This is a genomic window from Nocardiopsis sp. N85 (genome assembly GCF_028882275.1).
In the GTDB taxonomy this organism is placed as follows: domain Bacteria; phylum Actinomycetota; class Actinomycetes; order Streptosporangiales; family Streptosporangiaceae; genus Nocardiopsis; species Nocardiopsis lambiniae.
The window spans coordinates 18,656-36,816 of record NZ_JARBUT010000012.1 but is presented as its reverse complement, the minus strand read 5'-3'; the positions used below and the strand labels follow the sequence as shown (position 1 = coordinate 36,816).

General features: G+C 70.3%; 15 protein-coding genes. 3 read left to right on the top strand and 12 right to left on the bottom strand.

Annotated elements, in window-relative coordinates:
- Nucleotides 1-117: 117 nt before the first annotated feature.
- From PWG71_RS17595 to PWG71_RS17585, 3 genes are all read right to left on the bottom strand, one after another.
- A complete protein-coding gene (locus PWG71_RS17595) occupies nucleotides 118-927 on the bottom strand; it encodes a TIGR03943 family putative permease subunit (protein ID WP_274810861.1) in 810 nt (269 codons plus the stop codon).
- Nucleotides 924-2,000 carry a permease gene (locus PWG71_RS17590; RefSeq protein WP_274810859.1) on the bottom strand — a complete coding sequence of 359 codons (1,077 nt, stop codon included), beginning with the start codon at nucleotides 1,998-2,000 and terminating at the stop codon, nucleotides 924-926. Before PWG71_RS17590 ends, PWG71_RS17595 begins: the two co-directional genes overlap by 4 nt.
- 230 nt (nucleotides 2,001-2,230) lie before the next feature.
- Nucleotides 2,231-3,787, bottom strand: coding sequence for an alanine/glycine:cation symporter family protein (locus PWG71_RS17585; RefSeq protein ID WP_274810857.1), 1,557 nt, complete (start codon nucleotides 3,785-3,787; stop codon nucleotides 2,231-2,233).
- Between the two features lie 216 nt (nucleotides 3,788-4,003).
- On the opposite strand from PWG71_RS17585, the gene PWG71_RS17580 reads away from it, so the two are divergent.
- A complete protein-coding gene (locus PWG71_RS17580; protein WP_274810855.1) occupies nucleotides 4,004-5,320 on the top strand; it encodes an MFS transporter in 1,317 nt (438 codons plus the stop codon).
- Nucleotides 5,321-5,416: 96 nt separating this feature from the next.
- Here the strand turns inward: PWG71_RS17580 and PWG71_RS17575 are convergent, their stop codons facing one another.
- The 6 genes from PWG71_RS17575 to PWG71_RS17550 all read right to left on the bottom strand — a co-directional run bounded on the left by PWG71_RS17575 (nucleotide 5,417) and on the right by PWG71_RS17550 (nucleotide 12,655).
- Nucleotides 5,417-7,282 carry a DEAD/DEAH box helicase gene (locus tag PWG71_RS17575; protein ID WP_274810853.1) on the bottom strand — a complete coding sequence of 622 codons (1,866 nt, stop codon included), beginning with the start codon at nucleotides 7,280-7,282 and terminating at the stop codon, nucleotides 5,417-5,419.
- A gap of 325 nt (nucleotides 7,283-7,607) precedes the next feature.
- On the bottom strand, nucleotides 7,608-8,444 hold the full coding sequence (locus PWG71_RS17570; RefSeq protein WP_274810852.1) for an enoyl-CoA hydratase/isomerase family protein: 837 nt from the start codon (nucleotides 8,442-8,444) through the stop codon (nucleotides 7,608-7,610).
- 67 nt (nucleotides 8,445-8,511) lie between these two features.
- Nucleotides 8,512-8,718 (bottom strand): helix-turn-helix domain-containing protein, encoded by a 207-nt coding sequence (locus PWG71_RS17565; protein ID WP_274810851.1) that lies wholly within the window; start codon nucleotides 8,716-8,718, stop codon nucleotides 8,512-8,514.
- 218 nt (nucleotides 8,719-8,936) lie between these two features.
- Nucleotides 8,937-10,535, bottom strand: coding sequence for an ABC-F family ATP-binding cassette domain-containing protein (locus PWG71_RS17560; protein ID WP_274810850.1), 1,599 nt, complete (start codon nucleotides 10,533-10,535; stop codon nucleotides 8,937-8,939).
- 228 nt (nucleotides 10,536-10,763) lie between these two features.
- Nucleotides 10,764-12,125, bottom strand: coding sequence for an AI-2E family transporter (locus PWG71_RS17555; protein WP_274810849.1), 1,362 nt, complete (start codon nucleotides 12,123-12,125; stop codon nucleotides 10,764-10,766).
- Nucleotides 12,126-12,247: 122 nt separating this feature from the next.
- Nucleotides 12,248-12,655, bottom strand: a complete 408-nt coding sequence (locus PWG71_RS17550; protein WP_274810847.1) for a YccF domain-containing protein — start codon at nucleotides 12,653-12,655, stop codon at nucleotides 12,248-12,250.
- Between the two features lie 676 nt (nucleotides 12,656-13,331).
- Here PWG71_RS17550 and PWG71_RS17545 point away from each other — a divergent pair.
- Entirely contained in the window at nucleotides 13,332-13,631 is a 300-nt protein-coding gene (locus PWG71_RS17545) for a WhiB family transcriptional regulator (RefSeq protein ID WP_017588640.1), read from the top strand.
- A 122-nt stretch (nucleotides 13,632-13,753) separates the two neighbouring features.
- On the opposite strand, the gene PWG71_RS17540 is transcribed toward PWG71_RS17545, so the two are convergent.
- Both PWG71_RS17540 and PWG71_RS17535 read right to left on the bottom strand, forming a co-directional pair.
- Nucleotides 13,754-15,061 (bottom strand): phosphoribosyltransferase family protein, encoded by a 1,308-nt coding sequence (locus PWG71_RS17540; protein ID WP_274810843.1) that lies wholly within the window; start codon nucleotides 15,059-15,061, stop codon nucleotides 13,754-13,756.
- A 127-nt stretch (nucleotides 15,062-15,188) separates the two neighbouring features.
- A complete protein-coding gene (locus PWG71_RS17535) occupies nucleotides 15,189-15,749 on the bottom strand; it encodes a GNAT family N-acetyltransferase (protein WP_274810841.1) in 561 nt (186 codons plus the stop codon).
- A gap of 325 nt (nucleotides 15,750-16,074) precedes the next feature.
- Between PWG71_RS17535 and PWG71_RS17530 the strand changes: the two genes are divergently transcribed.
- Entirely contained in the window at nucleotides 16,075-17,274 is a 1,200-nt protein-coding gene (locus PWG71_RS17530) for an MFS transporter (protein WP_274810840.1), read from the top strand.
- 105 nt (nucleotides 17,275-17,379) lie between these two features.
- Here PWG71_RS17530 and PWG71_RS17525 read toward each other — a convergent pair whose 3' ends face one another.
- Nucleotides 17,380-18,156, bottom strand: coding sequence for a hypothetical protein (locus PWG71_RS17525; protein ID WP_274810838.1), 777 nt, complete (start codon nucleotides 18,154-18,156; stop codon nucleotides 17,380-17,382).
- Nucleotides 18,157-18,161: the final 5 nt, after the last annotated feature.

Here is an 18,161-nt window from a genome sequence, read left to right as displayed (position 1 = left end):
CCATTGTCACCCGGGTCGATCGTGAATCGCCGAATCCGAACCGGTGTGGCGTAGCGGAAGGCACGCCGTGGCCTGGGCGTTCTCCGGAGAACCCCGGGGTCCGACGAGGCCGGTGTGCTACTCGTAGGGGTCCGGCGGGTCGGTCACCTCTTCCATGTCGATGACGCTGAGCCGGTGCTCGTTGACGTCGAACAGTTCGCCCTCGGGTTCGACCCAGGTCCCCTGGACGGTCCACCAGGTGTCCGTCTCGGGGGCGGGCACACCGGTGATGAGCACCTTGTTGACGACCGCGTCGGCGGCGCAGCAGGCCAGCTGGAGACGGGCCAGGTACCAGCCCTCCCCCTCGGCGGCGGGGACGGCGAACCCGGTGAGCTCCACGGTGCGCCCGGCCAGCAGACGGTCCTCGTCGACCCAGGCCCGCATGACGAACTGGCGGATGTCCATGGCCACGACCTCGTTCGGCCCGGACTCCTCCAGACCGTCGTCGAACCGCCCCGAGCGGCGGTCCTCCGGCGGTGGCCCGGAGGACTCGGACGCGCTGTTCTGCACGGTGTAGGAACCGAGCGCGGGTGGGGCCACCACGAACACGGCGAAGACCGGGAGCAGGAGCAGCCAGGCCACCCGCGGCGCCCGCGAGTGATCATGTCCGTGGCCGCCGTGGCCGTCCCCGTACGCACCGAGGTCGCCGGCGGTGGCGTCGGCCTCGGCGTGCGCGTGGTCGTGCTCCTCCTCCGCCTCGCGGGCCTCACCCCGCAGCTCGGCGACGATGACCACCACCCCCAGCACCAGCATGACCAGCCCTCCGGCGATGAGGAACGGCTGGAAGCCGGGCTTGACCCAGTTGAGGTAGAGGTTGGTGGGCACGGTCGCGGTGAGCGCCGCCGCGCCCAGCAGCACGAGGGTGAGTCCTTGGGCGATGCGGTTCACAGGATCAGAGCTCCGATCAGGAACGTGGCGGCCAGTCCGACGACCAGGCACAGGGGGACGAAGCGCACCACGAACCGCCAGCCGAACACGCCCGCCTGCATGGCGATGAGTTTGAGGTCGACGATGGGACCGACGACCATGAACGCGAGCTTGGCGGTGGGTGAGAAGTCGGTGAAGCTGAGCGCGACGAAGGCGTCGGCCTCGGAACAGATCGACAGCAGGATCGCCAGCAGCGCGAGCACGAGCACCGACACCACCGGCATCCCGGCCACGGTCAACAGCCATTCGCGGGGGACCATGACGTTGATGGTGGCGGCGGCCAGTCCGCCGACGACCAGGTAACCGCCGGCGTGCATCATGTCGTGCAGCATCGACTCGCGGAAGACCCGCCACTTGGACGCCCCCGGTGCGGACGGGCGGGAGGGCAGCCGCAACCAGTCGGCACGGCCGAAGCGCACCCAGACCCAACCGATGACCACGGCCGCCAGCAGGGAGGCGACGAACCGGGCCAGGACCATCTCCGGTTGTCCGGCGAAGGCCACCGCGGTGGCGATCATGACGACCGGATTGATGGCGGGCGCCGCCAGCAGGAAGGTGAGCGCGGCGGCGGGGGCGACCCCGCCTCTGATCAGGCTCCCGGCGATGGGCACCGAGGCGCACTCGCACCCGGGCAGCAGCGCTCCGGACAGTCCGGCGACCGGTACCGCCCGGCTCGGCTTGCTGGGGATGAACCGCTGGTAGGCCGAGGTCGGCACGAACGCGGTGAGCGCCGCCGACAACGCCACTCCGAAGACGAGGAAGGGCAGTGCCTGGAAGCAGATCGCGGTGAAGATGGTCGCCCAGGTCAGGAACGCCGGACCGGTGAGCTGGTCGGAGAGCCAGGCGTTGCCGACGGCCATCGCGGTGATGATCACCGCGAACAGCCAGACCGTTCCGGTGCGCCGTCCCTTCCGTCGACGCCCCCAGTCGTCGGGGGGCAGGACGTCGGCCCGGTCGTCCCAGCCCTGGGCGAGCGAGTCGCCGAGAGAGGACTCGGGGCCAGGGTTGTGCGAAGGTGTGGTCCGATCGGACACGGTGGTACTCCGTGATGGGTCGGGTGGGTCTCCGTGCATAGTACCGACAACGGTTTTCGTCCTGGACCAGCCGGAACCGCGCCTGTGGACGACGCCCTCCGACACCCGCCCCCGCCCTCGTCATCGCGGCTCGGAGGAAGGGACCTCCGGGGCCGTGTCACGGGGCGGGAGCGGTTCGTGGCGGGGTCGGGTCCCTACGGCGCGGGCGGCGTCCGCAGGACCGGGTCCGGTCAGTCCTCGCGGCGGCCCCCGTTGGGATCCTCGTCTCCGGGGAACGGCGGCTCATCGTGCTCCGCCAGGGCCTCGGCCGGGTCGGACGGGGCCGTCCCGGTGCTGCGGTCCACGTTCTCGGGCAGGGCGCCACCGGGCTCGCCCCAGCACTGGACCCCCTTCAGATCGGGCATCTTCGAGAGGGTGAACTGCGGGTCGAGACCGTTGCGGAGCTGCCTACTGTAGTCGGCCAGCAACCGGAAGGCGATCGCCGACAACGGTGCCAGCGCCAACAGGTTGACGGTCGCCATGACGCCCATGGAGATGTCGGCGAGGTTCCACACGACGGTGAGCGGGGCGACGCTGCCCAGGAAGACCGCCGCCAGCACCGCGTAGCGGAAGTAGGTCATGTGCCGCGGATCGCCGTCCAGGAACCGGATGTTGGACTCGCCGTAGTAGTAGTTACCCAGGATCGAGGTGTAGGCCAGCAGGAACAGGATGACCGTGAGGGCGTGGAGGGACCATTCGCCCAGAGAGCCCTGCAACGCCACCTGGGTGACCTGCACCCCGGTCATCTCCCCGTACTCGGGACGGGACACCAGCACGATGAAGGCGGTCACCGAGCACACCACCCAGGTGTCGAAGTACACACCCAGGGCCTGCACCAGTCCCTGCTTGGCGGGGTGGGAGACGGACGCGGTGGCACCGGCGTTGGGCGCCGACCCCAGGCCGGCCTCGTTGGAGAACATGCCGCGGCGCATGCCCTGGAGGATCGCCAGTCCCACACCGCCGGAGACGAACTCGCGCACGCCGAAGGCCCCGGCGAAGATGTCGCCGATCACCCGGGGCAGTTCGCCGACGTTGAGGATGACGACGGCGGTGCCGAGCAGGATGTAGAGGATGGCCATCAGCGGCACCAGTGCCTGGGCGACGGTGGCGATACGGCGCACGCCGCCGAAGATGACCACGGCGGTCAGCGCGACCAGCAGCACGCCGACGATCACGTTCAGCACCCATCCCCCGGGCGTGCCCACGGTGTCGGCGGAGGTGGAGATGGCGCCGGCGATGCTGTTGGCCTGCACCGAGTTGAACACCAGGCTGAAGGTGACGGTGATGATGACCGCGAAGAGGACCCCCATCCACCGCGCCCGCAGCCCGTAGAGCATGTAGTAGGCGGGCCCGCCCCGGAACCCGGTCTCGGTGCGCACCTTGTACAGCTGGGCGAGGGTGGACTCGACGAACGCGGCGGCGCCCAGGACGCACGCCATCGCCCACATCCAGAAGATCGCGCCGGGGCCGCCGAGCATGATGGCCGTGGCCACACCGACGATGTTGCCGGTGCCGACCCGGGAGGCGGCGGAGATCGCGAAGGCCTGGAAGGGGGAGATCTCCCTGCCCCCGTCAGGGGCCAGCCCCGGGCTGCCGCGCAGAACACGGAACATCTCCGGGAGCAGACGTATCTGGACCGCTCCGGATCTCACCGTGAAGTAGAGGGCGAGGATCACCAGGAGAGGTATGAGGAAATAGCTCCAGAAGACGTCGTTGACGGCGATGATGGCGTCGTTGAGGGCGTTCAAGCGTTCCCTTTCCACGAGGGTGGGGGTGGTCGAACCGATGGGGGCCGTTCGCGCCACTGTCCACGGAGGAGACCCCGACCACGGGGGAGGACACGCGAAAAGGCGGCAAAGAAAGGTAACAGATGCGCCACTGTGGGTGATAACCCATACGGGGCGGACCACCTATGGTGAAGGTGACCATGGTCACCTCCCGGCGGGCTCTCTACCGTTCCGGACATGAGCGCGACCAACCCTGATCCCACGACCACCGAGGAGCGGACGCCCTTCGTCCGCGTGGTGACCGCCGGCCTGGTGGGAACCACCATCGAGTGGTACGACTTCTTCCTCTACGGCTCCGCCGCCGCCCTCGTCTTCAACCGGATCTTCTTCCCCGAGTCCGATCCGCTGGTGGGCACCATGTTGGCGTTCACCACCTACGCCGTCGGGTTCGTCGCCCGACCCTTGGGCGGTCTGGTCTTCGGTCACTTCGGCGACCGGATCGGCCGCAAGCGACTGCTGGTCGTGAGCCTGCTGCTGATGGGCGGCGCGACGTTCGCGATCGGCCTGCTGCCGACCTACGCCGCCATCGGCGTGGCCGCACCGCTGCTGCTGACCCTGCTACGGGTCGTCCAGGGGTTCGCCCTGGGCGGCGAGTGGGGCGGCGCGGTCCTGCTCGTGGCCGAACACGGCAAGCCGGAACATCGCGGGTTCTGGGCGTCCTGGCCGCAGGCGGGCGCCCCGGGCGGCAACCTGCTGGCCACCGCCGTGCTGGCGGTCCTCGCCGTGACCATGCCCGACGAGACCTTCCTGGACTGGGGCTGGCGCATCCCGTTCCTGCTGTCGGGGGTGCTGGTCCTCGTCGGCCTGTGGGTGCGTCTGGCGGTGAGCGAGTCTCCGGTGTTCCAGGAGGCGCGGGCCCGCGCCGAGGCCTCGGGCGTCCGTGAACAGGCCCCCATCATCGGCGTGCTGCGCGATCACTGGCGCGAGGCCCTCATCGCGATGGGCGTGCGGATGGCCGAGAACGTCTCCTACTACGTCGTCACCGCGTTCATCCTGGTGTACGCGACGCAACAGGCGCAGATGTCCAACGGCCCGGTGCTCAACGCGGTGCTCATCGCCTCGGCGGTGCACCTGCTCACCATTCCGCTGTGGGGCGCGTTGTCGGACCGGTGGGGGCGGCGCCCCGTGACGGCGATCGGCGCGGTCGGGGTCGCGCTGTGGAGCTTCGCGTTCTTCCCGTTGATCGACACCGGCGGATTCTGGTCGATGACGCTGGCCGCGACGGTGGGCCTGGTACTGCACGGCGCCATGTACGGTCCGCAGGCGGCGTTCTTCTCCGAGCTGTTCAGCACGCGAACGCGCTACTCGGGCGCGTCGGTGGGCTACCAGTTGGCGTCGATCGTGGCGGGCGGGCTGGCCCCGCTGATCGCGACGGCCCTGCTGGCGGCGTTCGGGACGAGTCTGCCCATCTCGGTGTACGTGGCGGCGATGGGGGTCATCACGCTGGTGGCCGTGACGGTGTCACGGGAGACGCGCGGCAGCGACCTGGACTGAACCGTTTCGTCCGAGAGGAGTGGGTACCCCCGGTGAAGGGCCCGGGCCCGGCAGGTCGAAACCTGCCGGGCCCGGGTCGTGTCCGAGGGATCGGACTCAGTACTGGCGTGCCGGGTCGCGGTCGGCGCCGCGGTGGCCGCCACCGCGGGGGCCGCCACGGGAGTCGTCGCGGTAGCCGCCACGGCGCTCGCCGCCACGGTAACCGCCGCCACCCTCACCACGGGGACGGTCGCCACCACGGAAACCACCATCACGGTCACCACCGCGGAAACCGCCCTCACGGCGCTCGCCGCCACGGTAACCGCCGCCACCCTCACCACGGGGACGGTCGCCACCACGGAAACCACCATCACGGTCACCGCCACGGTAACCGCCCTCACGGCGCTCGCCGCCACGGTAACCGCCGCCACCCTCACCACGGGGACGGTCACCGCCACGGTAACCGCCTTCGCGGTCACCCCGGTAGCCGCCACCCTCACCACGGGGACGGTCGCCGCCACGGAAACCGCCCTCACGGCGCTCACCGCCACGGAAACCACCATCGCGGTCACCCCGGTAGCCGCCACCCTCACCACGGGGACGGTCGCCACCACGGAAACCACCATCGCGGTCACCGCCACGGTAACCGCCCTCACGGCGCTCGCCGCCACGGTAACCGCCTTCGCGGTCACCCCGGTAACCGCCGCGGTAGCCGCCGCCACCACGGGGGCCGCCACGGCCGCGACGCTCGCGCACCGGCTCCGGCGGCTCGATCCACGGCTCCCAGGAGGGCTCGCGGGCGCCGGTCACCTCGGTGAGCAGTTCGTCACCGGGGTTGACCAGGTGCTGCTGGGCGTCGACACCGGCGTCGCTGAGCAGACGCCGGGCCAGGCGGCGCTGGTTGGGCGCCACCAGGGACACGACGGAGCCGGAGGAACCGGCGCGGGCGGTGCGGCCGCCCCGGTGCAGGTAGTCCTTGTGCCCGGTGGGCAGGTCGACGTTGACGACCAGGTCGATGCCGTCGACGTGGATGCCGCGCGCGGCGACGTCGGTGGCGACCAGGGCCTGGATGCGCCCCTCACGGAAACTGGCCAGGGTGCGGGTGCGCACGCTCTGGGTCTTGCCGCCGTGCAGGGAGGCGCAGGGGACACCGGCCTCGGCCAGCTGCTCGCTGATCGTGTCGGCACGGTACTTGCTGCGCACGAACAGGATGGTGCGTCCCTCGCGCGCGGCGATCTGGGTGATGATCTTGTTCTTGTCCCGGGGCAGCACCTTGAGCAGGTGGTGCTCCATGGTGGTGACCTGGGAGACCGGCGGGTCCACGGAGTGGGTGCGCGGGTCCTTCATGTACTTGCGCACCAGCGTGTCGACGTCGCCGTCGAGCGTGGCCGAGAACAGCAGGGTCTGACCCTCGGGGTGCACCTGGTCGAGGAGTTCGCTGACCTGCGGCATGAAGCCCATGTCGCACATCTGGTCGGCCTCGTCCAGCACCGAGATCCGCACGTCGCCCAGGTCGCAGGCGCCCTGGTCGATGAGGTCGCTGAGGCGACCGGGGGTGGCGACGAGGACGTCGACACCGCGACGCAGCTCGTTGATCTGGCGGGTGTAGGAGCTGCCGCCGACGACGTCGCCGACGCGCACGCCCACGATGCGGGCGTAGAGGCGCAGGGCGTCGCGGACCTGGTGGGCGAGTTCACGGGTGGGCACGAGGATCAGGGCCCGGGGCCGGTTGGCCCCGGCGCGCTGTTCGGCGGCGCGGACCAGGATCGGCAGGCCGAAGGCCAGGGTCTTGCCCGATCCGGTGCGACCGCAGCCGAGGACGTCGCGTCCGTCGATGGCGTCGGGGATCGTGGCGGCCTGGATCGGGAACGGGGTGGTCACACCGTTCTTGGCCAGCTCATCGACGATGTCCTGGGGAAGCCCGAGGGTGTCGAAGGCAGGCGTTACGGCAGTGTCCGTCAAGGTGACGTGTACCTTCCTCATCGGTTGGCGGCGTTTCGAGGAAGGCTCCACACGGACGGCCTAGCGGTCCCGGCGAAGAAATCACACAAACGCGCCTGATCACACGCGGATGTGGGCCCCGACATTCTTCGTGGGGCTCTATATCTCTTCGGGAAGAGTGGCGCCGACGTGATCGGCGCACGAGATCCGCGTCTTGAGCGGTCTCGGCGCGCCCTGATGCGCGCGGCATTGCGAACGACCGCTTGCAGCAGAGTACTAGAGATCGCCCCGGGGTGGGGACGGGATGGGGGTTTTTCACCGGTGATCCGGGTCTCCCCCACCCCCTTCCCCCGAACGGGGCCGGGTCTCAGCCCCCGGCGCCCATGGCCTTGGCCAGGGAGGTCAGCCGACCGACCTGGGCCTCGCGCTCGGCACGGGCCTGCTGTTCGAGCGTGTTGCCCGCGGCCTGCTGGAGCAGGGCCTTGGTGGCCACGGCGGCCTCGGGGTTGGTCGCGAGCAGGGCCGCGATGACGTCGTCGACGGCGCCGTCGAGTTCCTCGACCGGGACGACGAGCTCGGCCAGTCCGAGTTCGCGCGCTTCGGCTGCCTCGACCCGGCGGGCGGTCAGGCAGATCTCGACGGCGCGGTTGACGCCGACGATGTCGACCAGCGGCTTGGTGCCGGTGAGGTCGGGGACCAGGCCCAGAGCGGGTTCCTTCATGGTGAACTTGGCGTCCTCGGCGAGGATCCGGAGGTCGCAGGCCAGTGCCAGCTGGAAGCCGGCCCCGATCGCGTGCCCCCGCACGGCGGCGATGCTGACGATCTCGGGCCTGCGCAACCACAGGAAGCCGGCCTGGAGTTCGGCGATGTAGGCCTCGACGTCGTCCGCGTCGGCGCTGCCGTCGAGGATGCCCGCGACGAGGGAGCGTTCGCCGTCGACGCCTTCGGGGGTGAACATGCCGAGGTCGATCCCGGCCGAGAAGATGTCACCCTTGCCGGCGAGCACCACGATTCGGACATCCTCGGGCAGGGTCTGGCCGATGTGGGCCAGGGTCTTCCACGTACGCCCGGTCATCGCGTTGCGACGCTCGGGGCGGCTGATGGTGATGCGGGCGACGTGCCCGTCCACCTTCAGTTCGAGCCCGGCCCGGGAGAGTTCGTCCTCGGTGGGCCGCTCGGCGGCTCCGCTCGACGCCTGTGCCATGGGGGTTCCTTCCGTGGGTGTGCCGTGTCACCCCGAATATTACTCACGGGTAACCCAGGTGCGCGGTTCAGGCCTTGCGTGTCGCCCCGCCCCGACCGCGCAGTTCCACGCCCGCTTCCAGGAGGAGACGGTGCACGAAGCCGTACGAACGGCCGGTGGCGGCGGCCAGCTGCCGGATGCTCTCCCCGGCGTCGTAGCGGCCCTTGAGCCGAACGGCGAGCTCGGAACGGTCCTCACCGGCCACCCGCGTGCCCTTTCTCAGCGCGTTGTTCACAGGTCCATTCCTCCAGGGGTCGACGGTCGGGGATCCTCATGATGGGACATGGTGATCCCGTACCGCCACATTGACCGGCCGCCACGCCGGGCGCGCCGACCGGCCCCCCGTTTTCGGCACGCCGCAAAACACGACCGAAAAGAGAAGGGGTGAACCTCCCGGATGTTCCGGGCGTCCACCCCCGCGTCCCGGACCGCCGGGAGGCCTCGGTCGGCACCTCAGGCGAGCGCGATGAGGTCCTCGAACTCGGGGTTCCACACGTCCTCGACCCCGTCCGGCAACAGGATGACCCGCTCCGGCTGGAGCGCCTCCACCGCGCCCTCGTCGTGGGTGACCAGCACGATCGCGCCCTTGTAGTTGCGCAACGCAGCCAGGATCTCCTCCCGGCTGGCCGGGTCCAGGTTGTTGGTCGGCTCGTCCAGGAGCAGCACGTTGGCGCTGGAGACCACCAGGGTCGCCAGGGCCAGACGGGTCTTCTCGCCACCGGAGAGGACCCCGGCCGGCTTGTCGACGTCGTCGCCGGTGAACAGGAACGAGCCCAGCGTGCGCCGCGCCTCGACCTCCGGCAGGTCCGGGGCGGCGCTCATCATGTTCGCCAGGACGGTGCGGTCCACGTCGAGGGTCTCGTGCTCCTGGGCGTAATAGCCCATCTTGAGCCCGTGCCCGGGGACGACCGCCCCGGTGTCGGGCTTCTCGACGCCGGCGAGCAACCGCAACAGGGTGGTCTTGCCCGCGCCGTTGAGACCCAGGATGACCACGCGGCTCCCCCGGTCGATGGCCAGGTCCACACCGGTGAAGATCTCCAGCGACCCGTAGGACTTGGACAGCCCCTCGGCCATGAGCGGGGTGCGGCCGCTCGGCGCGGGGTCGGGGAAGCGCAGCTTGGCGACGCGGTCGGACTGGCGCACCCCCGCGACGCCGCCCATGATGCGGTCGGCGCGGTTGAGCATCTGCTGGGCGGCGCGCGCCTTGGTCGCCTTGGAACGGAACCGGTCGGCCTGCTTGCGCAGGGTGTCGGCCTGCTTCTCGGCGTTGGCGAGTTCGCGTTTACGGCGGCGCTCGTCGGCCTCGCGCTGGGCCTGGTACTGCTTCCAGCCCATGTTGTAGATGTCGATGACGCTGCGGTTGGCGTCCAGGTAGAAGACCTTGTTCACCACCTGGTCGACCAGTTCCACGTCGTGGCTGATCACGATGAGACCGCCCTGGTGGGACTTGAGGAAGTCGCGCAGCCAGACGATGGAGTCGGCGTCCAGGTGGTTGGTGGGCTCGTCCAGCAGCAGGGTGTCGGCGCCGCTGAACAGGATGCGCGCCAGCTCGATACGGCGTCGCTGGCCACCGGAGAGGGTGCGCAGCGGCTGGCCGAGCACCTTGTCGGGAAGGCCCAGGCTGGAGGAGATCGCGGCGGCCTCGGACTCCGCGGCGTAGCCGCCGAGCACGTGCAGGCGCTCCTCCCAGCGGGAATAGGCGCGCACACCCTTGTTGCGGGTCTTGGTGTCGGTGCTGGTCATCTTCTTCTCGGCCTCGCGCATCCCGCGCAGGGCCTCGTCGATGCCGCGGGCCGACAGGATGCGGTCGCGGGCCAGCACCTCAAGGTCACCGGTGCGCGGGTCCTGCGGCAGGTAGCCGATGCTCCCGGTGGAGGTGACCGTGCCGCCGGTCGGCAGGCCCTCCCCCGCCAGCACCTTGGTCATCGTGGTCTTGCCCGCGCCGTTGCGTCCCACCAGGCCGATGCGGTCCCCTGCGGCGACGCGAAAAGTGGTCGGCTCCAACAGGAGACGGGGACCGACGCGCAGTTCGAGGTCGGTGGCGATCAGCATGATGGGGCTTCCTACGAGGTGGAGACGGCGGGAGACGGCCCGGCGCACCGGTCCTCCGCGCGGTCGCGGCGGTGTGCGGGCGAAAGGGGCGGGCGGCGACGGGGCCGACCGACCCAGCCTAACGGCAGTGGTCGGGGATACCGCCAAGGATTTCGTCCGTCACGGCGCGGACGGACGACGGCGCCCCCGTCCGGTCAACGGGGACGGGGGCGCCGAACATTCCCGACCTCAGTCGTCGGTGGGTCCCTTCTCGCGACCCTCGTTCTCGGAGACCTTGGGCGAGGGCTCGCCCGAGGAGGGGGCCGAGGACACGACGACCACCCGCTTCTTCGGATCCGGATGATCGGGCCGGCCGGTGACCTCCCCGCCGGCGTTCTCCTCCGGCGGGGCCGGGGGGCGGTCGCGCAGCAGGGCGGCGAGCACCGCGGCCACCGGGGTGGCCAGGAACATGCCGGGGATGCCGCCGACGACGGCGCCGATGGAGATCGCGATGAGCACGATCGGCGAGGGCAGCTCCAGCGCCTGGCCGTAGATGAGCGGCGCGAAGACGTTGCTCTCCAACTGCTGCACCAGGATGACCGCGCCGAGCACGACGAGTGCCCAGTACCACTCGTCCACGGTCACGAACGTCACCAGGACGGCGATGAGGCCGCTGAGGAACGCGCCGATGATGGGCAGGAACGCGCCGACGAAGGTCAGCACGATCAGCGGGATCGCCAGGTTGAGGTCGAGGATGAGCACCAGGGCGATGCCGATGCCGATGGCGTCGATGGCCCCGACCGCCGCCACACCGCGCACGTAGTTGCCCATCACCTTGTAGGCGACGTGCCCGGCGTGCTTCAGACCGGGGCGGGAGCGCCACGGCAGCAGCGTGAGCAGCCACTCCGTGAGCAGGTCGCCGGAGTGCACGAAGTACACGGTCAGGGCGATGATCAGGACGATGCCGATCAGGATCGACAGCACCGCGGCGCCCGCGGTCCAGGCGCCGCTGATGAGCTGGCTGCTGTTCTCCTCGATCAGGGCGGTGATCTGCCGGGTGGCGTCGGCGAGGGCATCGTCGAAGTCGAACACTTCGGCGCTCAGCCCGAACGGCAGTTGCAGGTTCTGGAGTTCCTCGATGCCGTCGGTGATGCTCTCGACCAGGGCCTCCGACCCCTGGGCCGCGGGCATGATGATCATCGTGAGGACACCGCCGAAGACGATGAGCGCCACGAAGATGGAGATCGTCGTCGACGACCCCCGGCCCAGCCCCTTACGGCGCAGCCAGTTGGCCAGCGGCATGAGCAGGGCGGTGATGAACACGGCGAGGATCACCGGGAGGGTGACCACGGACAGGTACACCAGCGCGTAGATCAGCAGACCGGCCACGACACCGATGAGCAGCATGCGCCAGGCGACGTCGCTGACGGTGCGCAGCAGTTCCTTGTCGGTGGCGACGGGTTCGGCCTCGGCTTCCTCCCGCGCCTGACGCCGGGTCTCCTCCACCTCGCGCTCCTCGGCCTCCCGCACGGCCTGACGCTCCTCGCGCGCCCTGCGCGCGGCGAGCCACTTGTTCAGGAGCGCCCACACTCCCGGCCTTTGGGCTTGCACATGGACTCCATTCTCGGTCTGACACGTGCATCCCGTCCGGTGAGGAACGGACGCACGGGGGTTCTGATGGGGGGATGCGCTCGGGGGACGACGGGTTCACACCCGTCGGCGGGAGAACGGTGTCAGAACTGCCAGGGTTCCCGCGCCCGGCCGCTCTCCACGATCTCGTTGCCGAAGGGCGCCAGGGCGACGGGGATCATCTTCAGCGACGCCCAGGCCATGGGGATGCCGATGACGGTGACGGCCAGGCCGACCGCCGTGGTGATGTGACCGATGGTGAGCCACCAACCCGCGACGATCACCCAGATGATGTTGAGAACGGTACTCCCACCGTTCGCCCCGGGCTTGCGCACGAGTTCGCGACCGAAGGGCCACAGGGCGTACCCGGCCATACGGAAGGAGGCGACACCGAAGGGGATCGTCACGATGAGGACGCAGCAGATGATCCCGGCGATGGCGTAGCCCAACGCGAGCCAGAGACCGGCGACGAAGAGCCAGATGATGTTGAGAATGAGCCGGAGGAGGGCCACGGTGTCTCGTACTCCTTGATGACGGTGCGGGAGACGCGCCCCGAAGATCGGCCTCCGGGGCGTTCTGTTGTTCTATCGCGTGGGACGCCCGCGCACCACGACCCGTTCCCCCTGCGCGCCCCGGGTCCTTCCCCTAGGGGTCGGGGCGGGATCCTCTGGGGCGGCGACGGAGGGTGAGCACATACGGCCCGTCCCAATCGCGAGGACGTGTCGAGTCCGCAATGTGATCGGCGCATCAGGGGGAGGCCCTAGGCAGGAGGGACATCGCCCCATACGATGTGCTGTGTCCTTCGCGAGACGGTCGTTCTTGCGATAAGTGACGAACTCGGACAAACAACCGAAGATCAGCCGTTCGGCATCAGTTTTCGGTAACGGTTGGGCGAGTAATTTTCCCACCCCCCGTGCATGATCGGGAGTGGGGATGGCATGATTACGTACCGGCTCGGACGGATGGCAGTCACCGCCTCCGAGAGCCGTTCGCGTGAGAGCACCCCGTAGTCGGCGTATCGACGCCGCAAGGTTCCGTGCTCCTCGTGGTCTCAGCCACACCGGGGAACATCGCCTGTACCGTTCGGCGTTTGCGTCGTGCGGGGTCACTCACGCCGCATGACCGACTTTTAGGTGACTGAGCTTTTTTCGACAGCTTACTAGTGATTTCAGTAGAGGTGGTTCAAGCATGTCTCAGGTACGTCGGCAGGCCGCGCTGCGCCCCCGCCCGAGCTGGGGGTGGCAGGATGCCGCCGCGTGCCGGGGCGAGGACCTTGTGCTCTTCTTCGGTCCGGACGGCGAACGCCAGCCGGAACGGGAGATCCGCGAGCGCAAGGCCAAGGAGATCTGTGCGGCCTGCCCGGTTCGAACCGACTGCCTGGACTATGCGATTTCGCGTCCGGAGAAGTACGGCACCTGGGGCGGTCTGAACGAGGACGAGCGCGCCTCCGAGCGCCGTCGTCGTATGCGCCGCGCCAACGCCGCCTGACCCGGGTATCGCGCATTCGCCCCGGTGGATCTCTCCTCGGCGGCCCCGGCCCCGTGCGAAACCCGCGTCGTCCTCGACACCATGTCGAGGACGACGCGGGTTCTTCGTTTTCGGGAGGTCCTTCAGCGGGACCGTCGTGTCAGGTGCCGATCGAACCAGTCCAGGGTCTCCACCGCCACCTGACGCCATTCCTGCGCGCCTTGGAGCAATTGCTCGGCACCCGACATCACCTTGAGATCGGTGGGGCCGCCCAATCGGCCCCGCGCCCATTCCCCCAGTTCGCGCACGAACGAGTCCCGACTCTCCAGCAGCACCAGGACCGGGGCCCGCACCTCCGGCAGGGCCGGCTCCGCCAGGTCGATCCGGCCGCCGTGCACCACCACGGCTGACACGTCCCCGGGTCGGTGCGCAGCGGTGACCAGGGCGGCCGGGGCCGCGGCGCCCGAGCCGAGCACCCCCACCGGCTCGCTGGCCGCGTCGGTGGCCCGGCGCAGCCAGGTGACCGCCGAACTCAGCCGCTCCCCCAGCACGTCCGTCGCCGCACCGCCGCCCACCGAGGAACGCTCGTCCCCGATGAGCAGGTCGAGCATCAGCGTCGCGTACCCGGCGCGTTGCAGCATCGAGGCGATCGCCCGCCAGCGCGGATCGCCCCGTGCCTCCCCGAACGCCAGTACCACCGCGCCCCGCAGGGCCGCGGGCATGGTGAGGTCACCGTCGAGGTAGACGTCTCCCGCCCGGATCCGCACCCCCCGGGCCGTACCCGGGTGGGTGTGGCTGCGCCCCAGTTCCGACATGATGGCGGTGACGTGTCCGTCGGAGAGTTGATCGAAGTCGCGGTACCACTCCCCCACCGCGCGGAAGTTGTCCGGTACGCCGAGCACGACCACCGCGTCGGCCTCCTCGCGGAGCATCGCGATCGCCTCCCGGGAGGCCACCGGAACGGCCAGCACCAACTGGGACGGGCCTGCCTGGCGCACCATCCGCAGGGCGGCGCGGGCGGTACCGCCGGTGGCGACACCGTCGTCGACGACCACGCAGTCGCGGCCGGCGATGCGCGGAGCGGGACGCTCCCCCCGGTAGACCCGACGGCGGCGGTCGAGTTCGACGCGCTCGGCGTCGACGGTCCCCGCCAGGGCCTGGCGGGGTACCCGCATCCGGGCCAGGGCCCGGTCGTCGTAGAGGACGTGGCCGTCCTCGGAGATGGCGCCCACGCCGAGTTCGGGGCGACCGGGCAGACCGATCTTGCGCACCACGAGAACGTCGAAATCGGCGTCGAGGCGCCGGGCCAACTCCGCGCCGACCGGGACGCCGCCTCTGGGCAGGGCCAGGACCAAGGGATCCTCGACCGCGAAGGGTCGGACCCGCTCGGCGAGGCGGCGGCCCGCCTCGGACCGATCGGCGAAGGGCAGGGAAACGGGTACCGGGTTCATGTCCTCACCGGCGCCGGTTCGGCGCCGCTCCTCTCGCCGTCTCGCTGGGGGCCGTTGGAAAAGTGGTACCGGACATACCCCGGGACACGGAGGTTGCAACCCCGGGGCCGGGCAAAAACCGGGTGGGTCAGGAACCGCGGAACCCGTTCTCCAGCACCGCCATCAGCAGGGCGTCGTGGCGCCGACCCTCCCACAGCAGGGAATCGCGCAGTCGCCCCTCGACGGAGAAACCGCAGGAACGGTACACGGCGATGGCCCGCATGTTGAAGGCGTAGACGTGCAGCCACACCCGGTGCAGACCCACGTGTTCGAACGCGTACTCCAGCACCATCCGGGTGGCCTCCCGGCCCAGCCCCCGCCCCGTGAACTCCAGTGCGGACAGGGCGATGCGGTATCCGGCGCTCTCGTTCTCCGGCGCCACCGCGTACAGGGACAACTCCCCGAGATAACGGCCGTCATCGGCGGCGATGATGGCCAGGTCCAGTCGGTCGGTGCTCCGTTCACGGGTGCGGCACCACTCCTTGGCCTCCCCGTAGGTGAGGTGGTGGTGGGTGCCGGTGAGTCTGCGGATCTCCTCGTCGAGTCCCGCCGCGAAATAGGCGTCCGTGTGCTCGGGCCCCAAGGGCACCAGGCGTACCCGTTTCCCGGTGAGGGTGGGCTTATCGCGCAGCGCTCTCGTATTGATCATGAGGCCTTCCGGTTCCGCCCGGGCGTCGCGGGGCGACGACCGGGACGAGGGAGTCGGCGGACGGGGGCCGGGGTGCCCTGCGCGGGAGCGGGCCGCGAGGCCGGCGGGATCGGTGGACCGGGGGTCCACGGTGACGGAGAGTGGACGAGGACGGCCGTGGAGGTGCTCGTCGGTGACGGGCCGGAATCCCTATGTAAATCGGGACGCTGACGGATGGCAAGTCCGGAACGGGGGCGACCCGGCGGAAAAGGGAGAATCCCGTGGCCGGGGGGCGACCGGAATCGATAACATCCGCAGGCACCGAGCCGTCACCCGTGGGAGCCCGATGAACAGGCAGATCGACCGGACCGCCCTTCCGACACCACAGGTCCGTAGGGCGCGGGGCGCGGTCTCCACCCTCTTCTTCGTCAACGGCTTCACCTACACCAACGCGGTTCCCTGGCTGCCCGCGCTCAAGTCCGGGCTGGGGCTGAGCAACGCCGAACTGGGGCTGGCGATCGCGGCGATGCCGACGGGCGCGATCCTGACGGGGATGCTCGCCGGGCCGTTGATCCACCGGTTCGGCAGCGGACCCACGGCGGTGGGGACCAGCCTGGTCTCCCTGGGAGCCCTTCCGTTCATCGCGCTGGCCCAGAGCTGGTGGGCGCTGGCGGGCGCGCTGTTCGTCCTGGGATGCGCGGACGCCTGGACGGACTCGGCCCAGAACTCGCACGGATTGCGGGTGCAGCGCCGGTACGGACGGACCATCATCAACACGTTCCACGCGGTGTGGAGTCTGGCCGCGGTCTGCGGCGGTCTGCTCGGCGCGGTGATGGCCGGGTCCGGGGTACCGATCCTGTGGCACCTGAGCGGGACGGCCCTGGTCCTGGTGGTGGTGAACCTGACGGTGAGCCGGATGCTGCTGCCGGGCCCGGAGAACAGCGAGCGGACGGACGGGACCGGCGACGTCGGTGGACGTCGGCCGCGCCTGCCCGGGCGCGGAGTGCTGCTGTTGATCATGCTGGGCGTGCTGCTGATGCTGGCCGGGGGCATCGAGGACTCGGCGGCGTCCTGGGGCGCGGTGTACATGTCGGACGCGTTGGCCGCCCCGCTCTTCCTGGCGGCGATGCCGTTCGTGGCCTGTCAGGCGATGATGGTGGTGGGCCGCCTGCTGGGCGACCGGGTGACCGACCGGTTCGGCCCCGCGACGGTGGGCCGGGCCTGTGGGCTGTTGGCGGCGGGCGGGATCGCGTTCGCGTTGGCCCTGCCCCACCCGGTGACGACGATCATCGGGTTCGGGGTGATGGGCCTGGGGGTGTCCACGCTGTTCCCGTTGACCTTGGCGGCGGCAGGGAACGTGCCCGGGGTGCGCACCGGCGACGGGGTGACCGTCGTCGGCTGGCTGGGGCGCGCCGGTTTCCTGGCGTTCCCGCCGGCGGTGGGCCTGCTCGCCGACGCGGTGGACCTGGGCACCGCGTTGTGGGTGATCGCCGGGGCCGGGGTGGGCGCGTTCCTGTTGGCGTCGGCGCTGCGTCCGCGCACCTGAGCACCTGAGCACCTGGACGGAGAAACGTACGGGCCCCCGAACGCCGGAGCGTTCGGGGGCCCTCGCACATGTCCGAGACCCGGGGGTCACGGTCGATGGAGTGTGCTACTCCACCGAGACCGAACGACGCGCGCCCGCCCAGAGGGCGAGGACGCCGATACCGGTCACGACCGCGCCACCGAGGACGAAGCCCTCCATGTCGACACCGGTGGTGGGGAGGGTCGGGGTGGACTGGCCACCGCTGCCCGCCGTCACCGGAGAGGTGCTGCCCGGGGTCTTGGTGCCGGGAGTCTGGCTCTCGTCACCGGGGTCGCCGCCTTCACCGGGGTCGGGGGTACCGGGCTGACCCGGGTCACCCGGGTCGGGGTCCGGGCCCGGGTCGGGGTCCGGCCCAGGGTCAGGGTCGGGACCCGGGTCGGGGTCCGGGCCCGGGTCGGGGTCAGGACCGGGGTCGGGGTCCGGCCCAGGGTCGGGGTCAGGCCCAGGGTCGGGGTCAGGCCCAGGGTCGGGGTCGGGCCCAGGGTCGGGGTCGGGACCGGGGTCGGGGTCGGGACCCGGGTCGGGGTCCGGACCGGGGCCCGGGTCGCCGCCGTCACCGGGATCGCCACCGTTGTCGCCACCGCCGTCACCGGGGTCGCCACCGTTGTCGCCACCGGGGTCGGGAAGGTCGTACGGGAGGATCGCGGCGACCTCCTCGACGATGGGGGCCACGACCGGAACCTGGACCTCGGGGAGGACCTGGGCCTCGGCCTTCTCCTCGACGACGTCGGACGTGACCTCGATGGTCTCATCCGTGCCTTCGGCGAACGCGGGGCTCACGGAGAACCCGGCCATGAACAGGCCGGCCGCGGTCACGGTCAGTGCCCGCTTCTTGGGGGACATCCCAC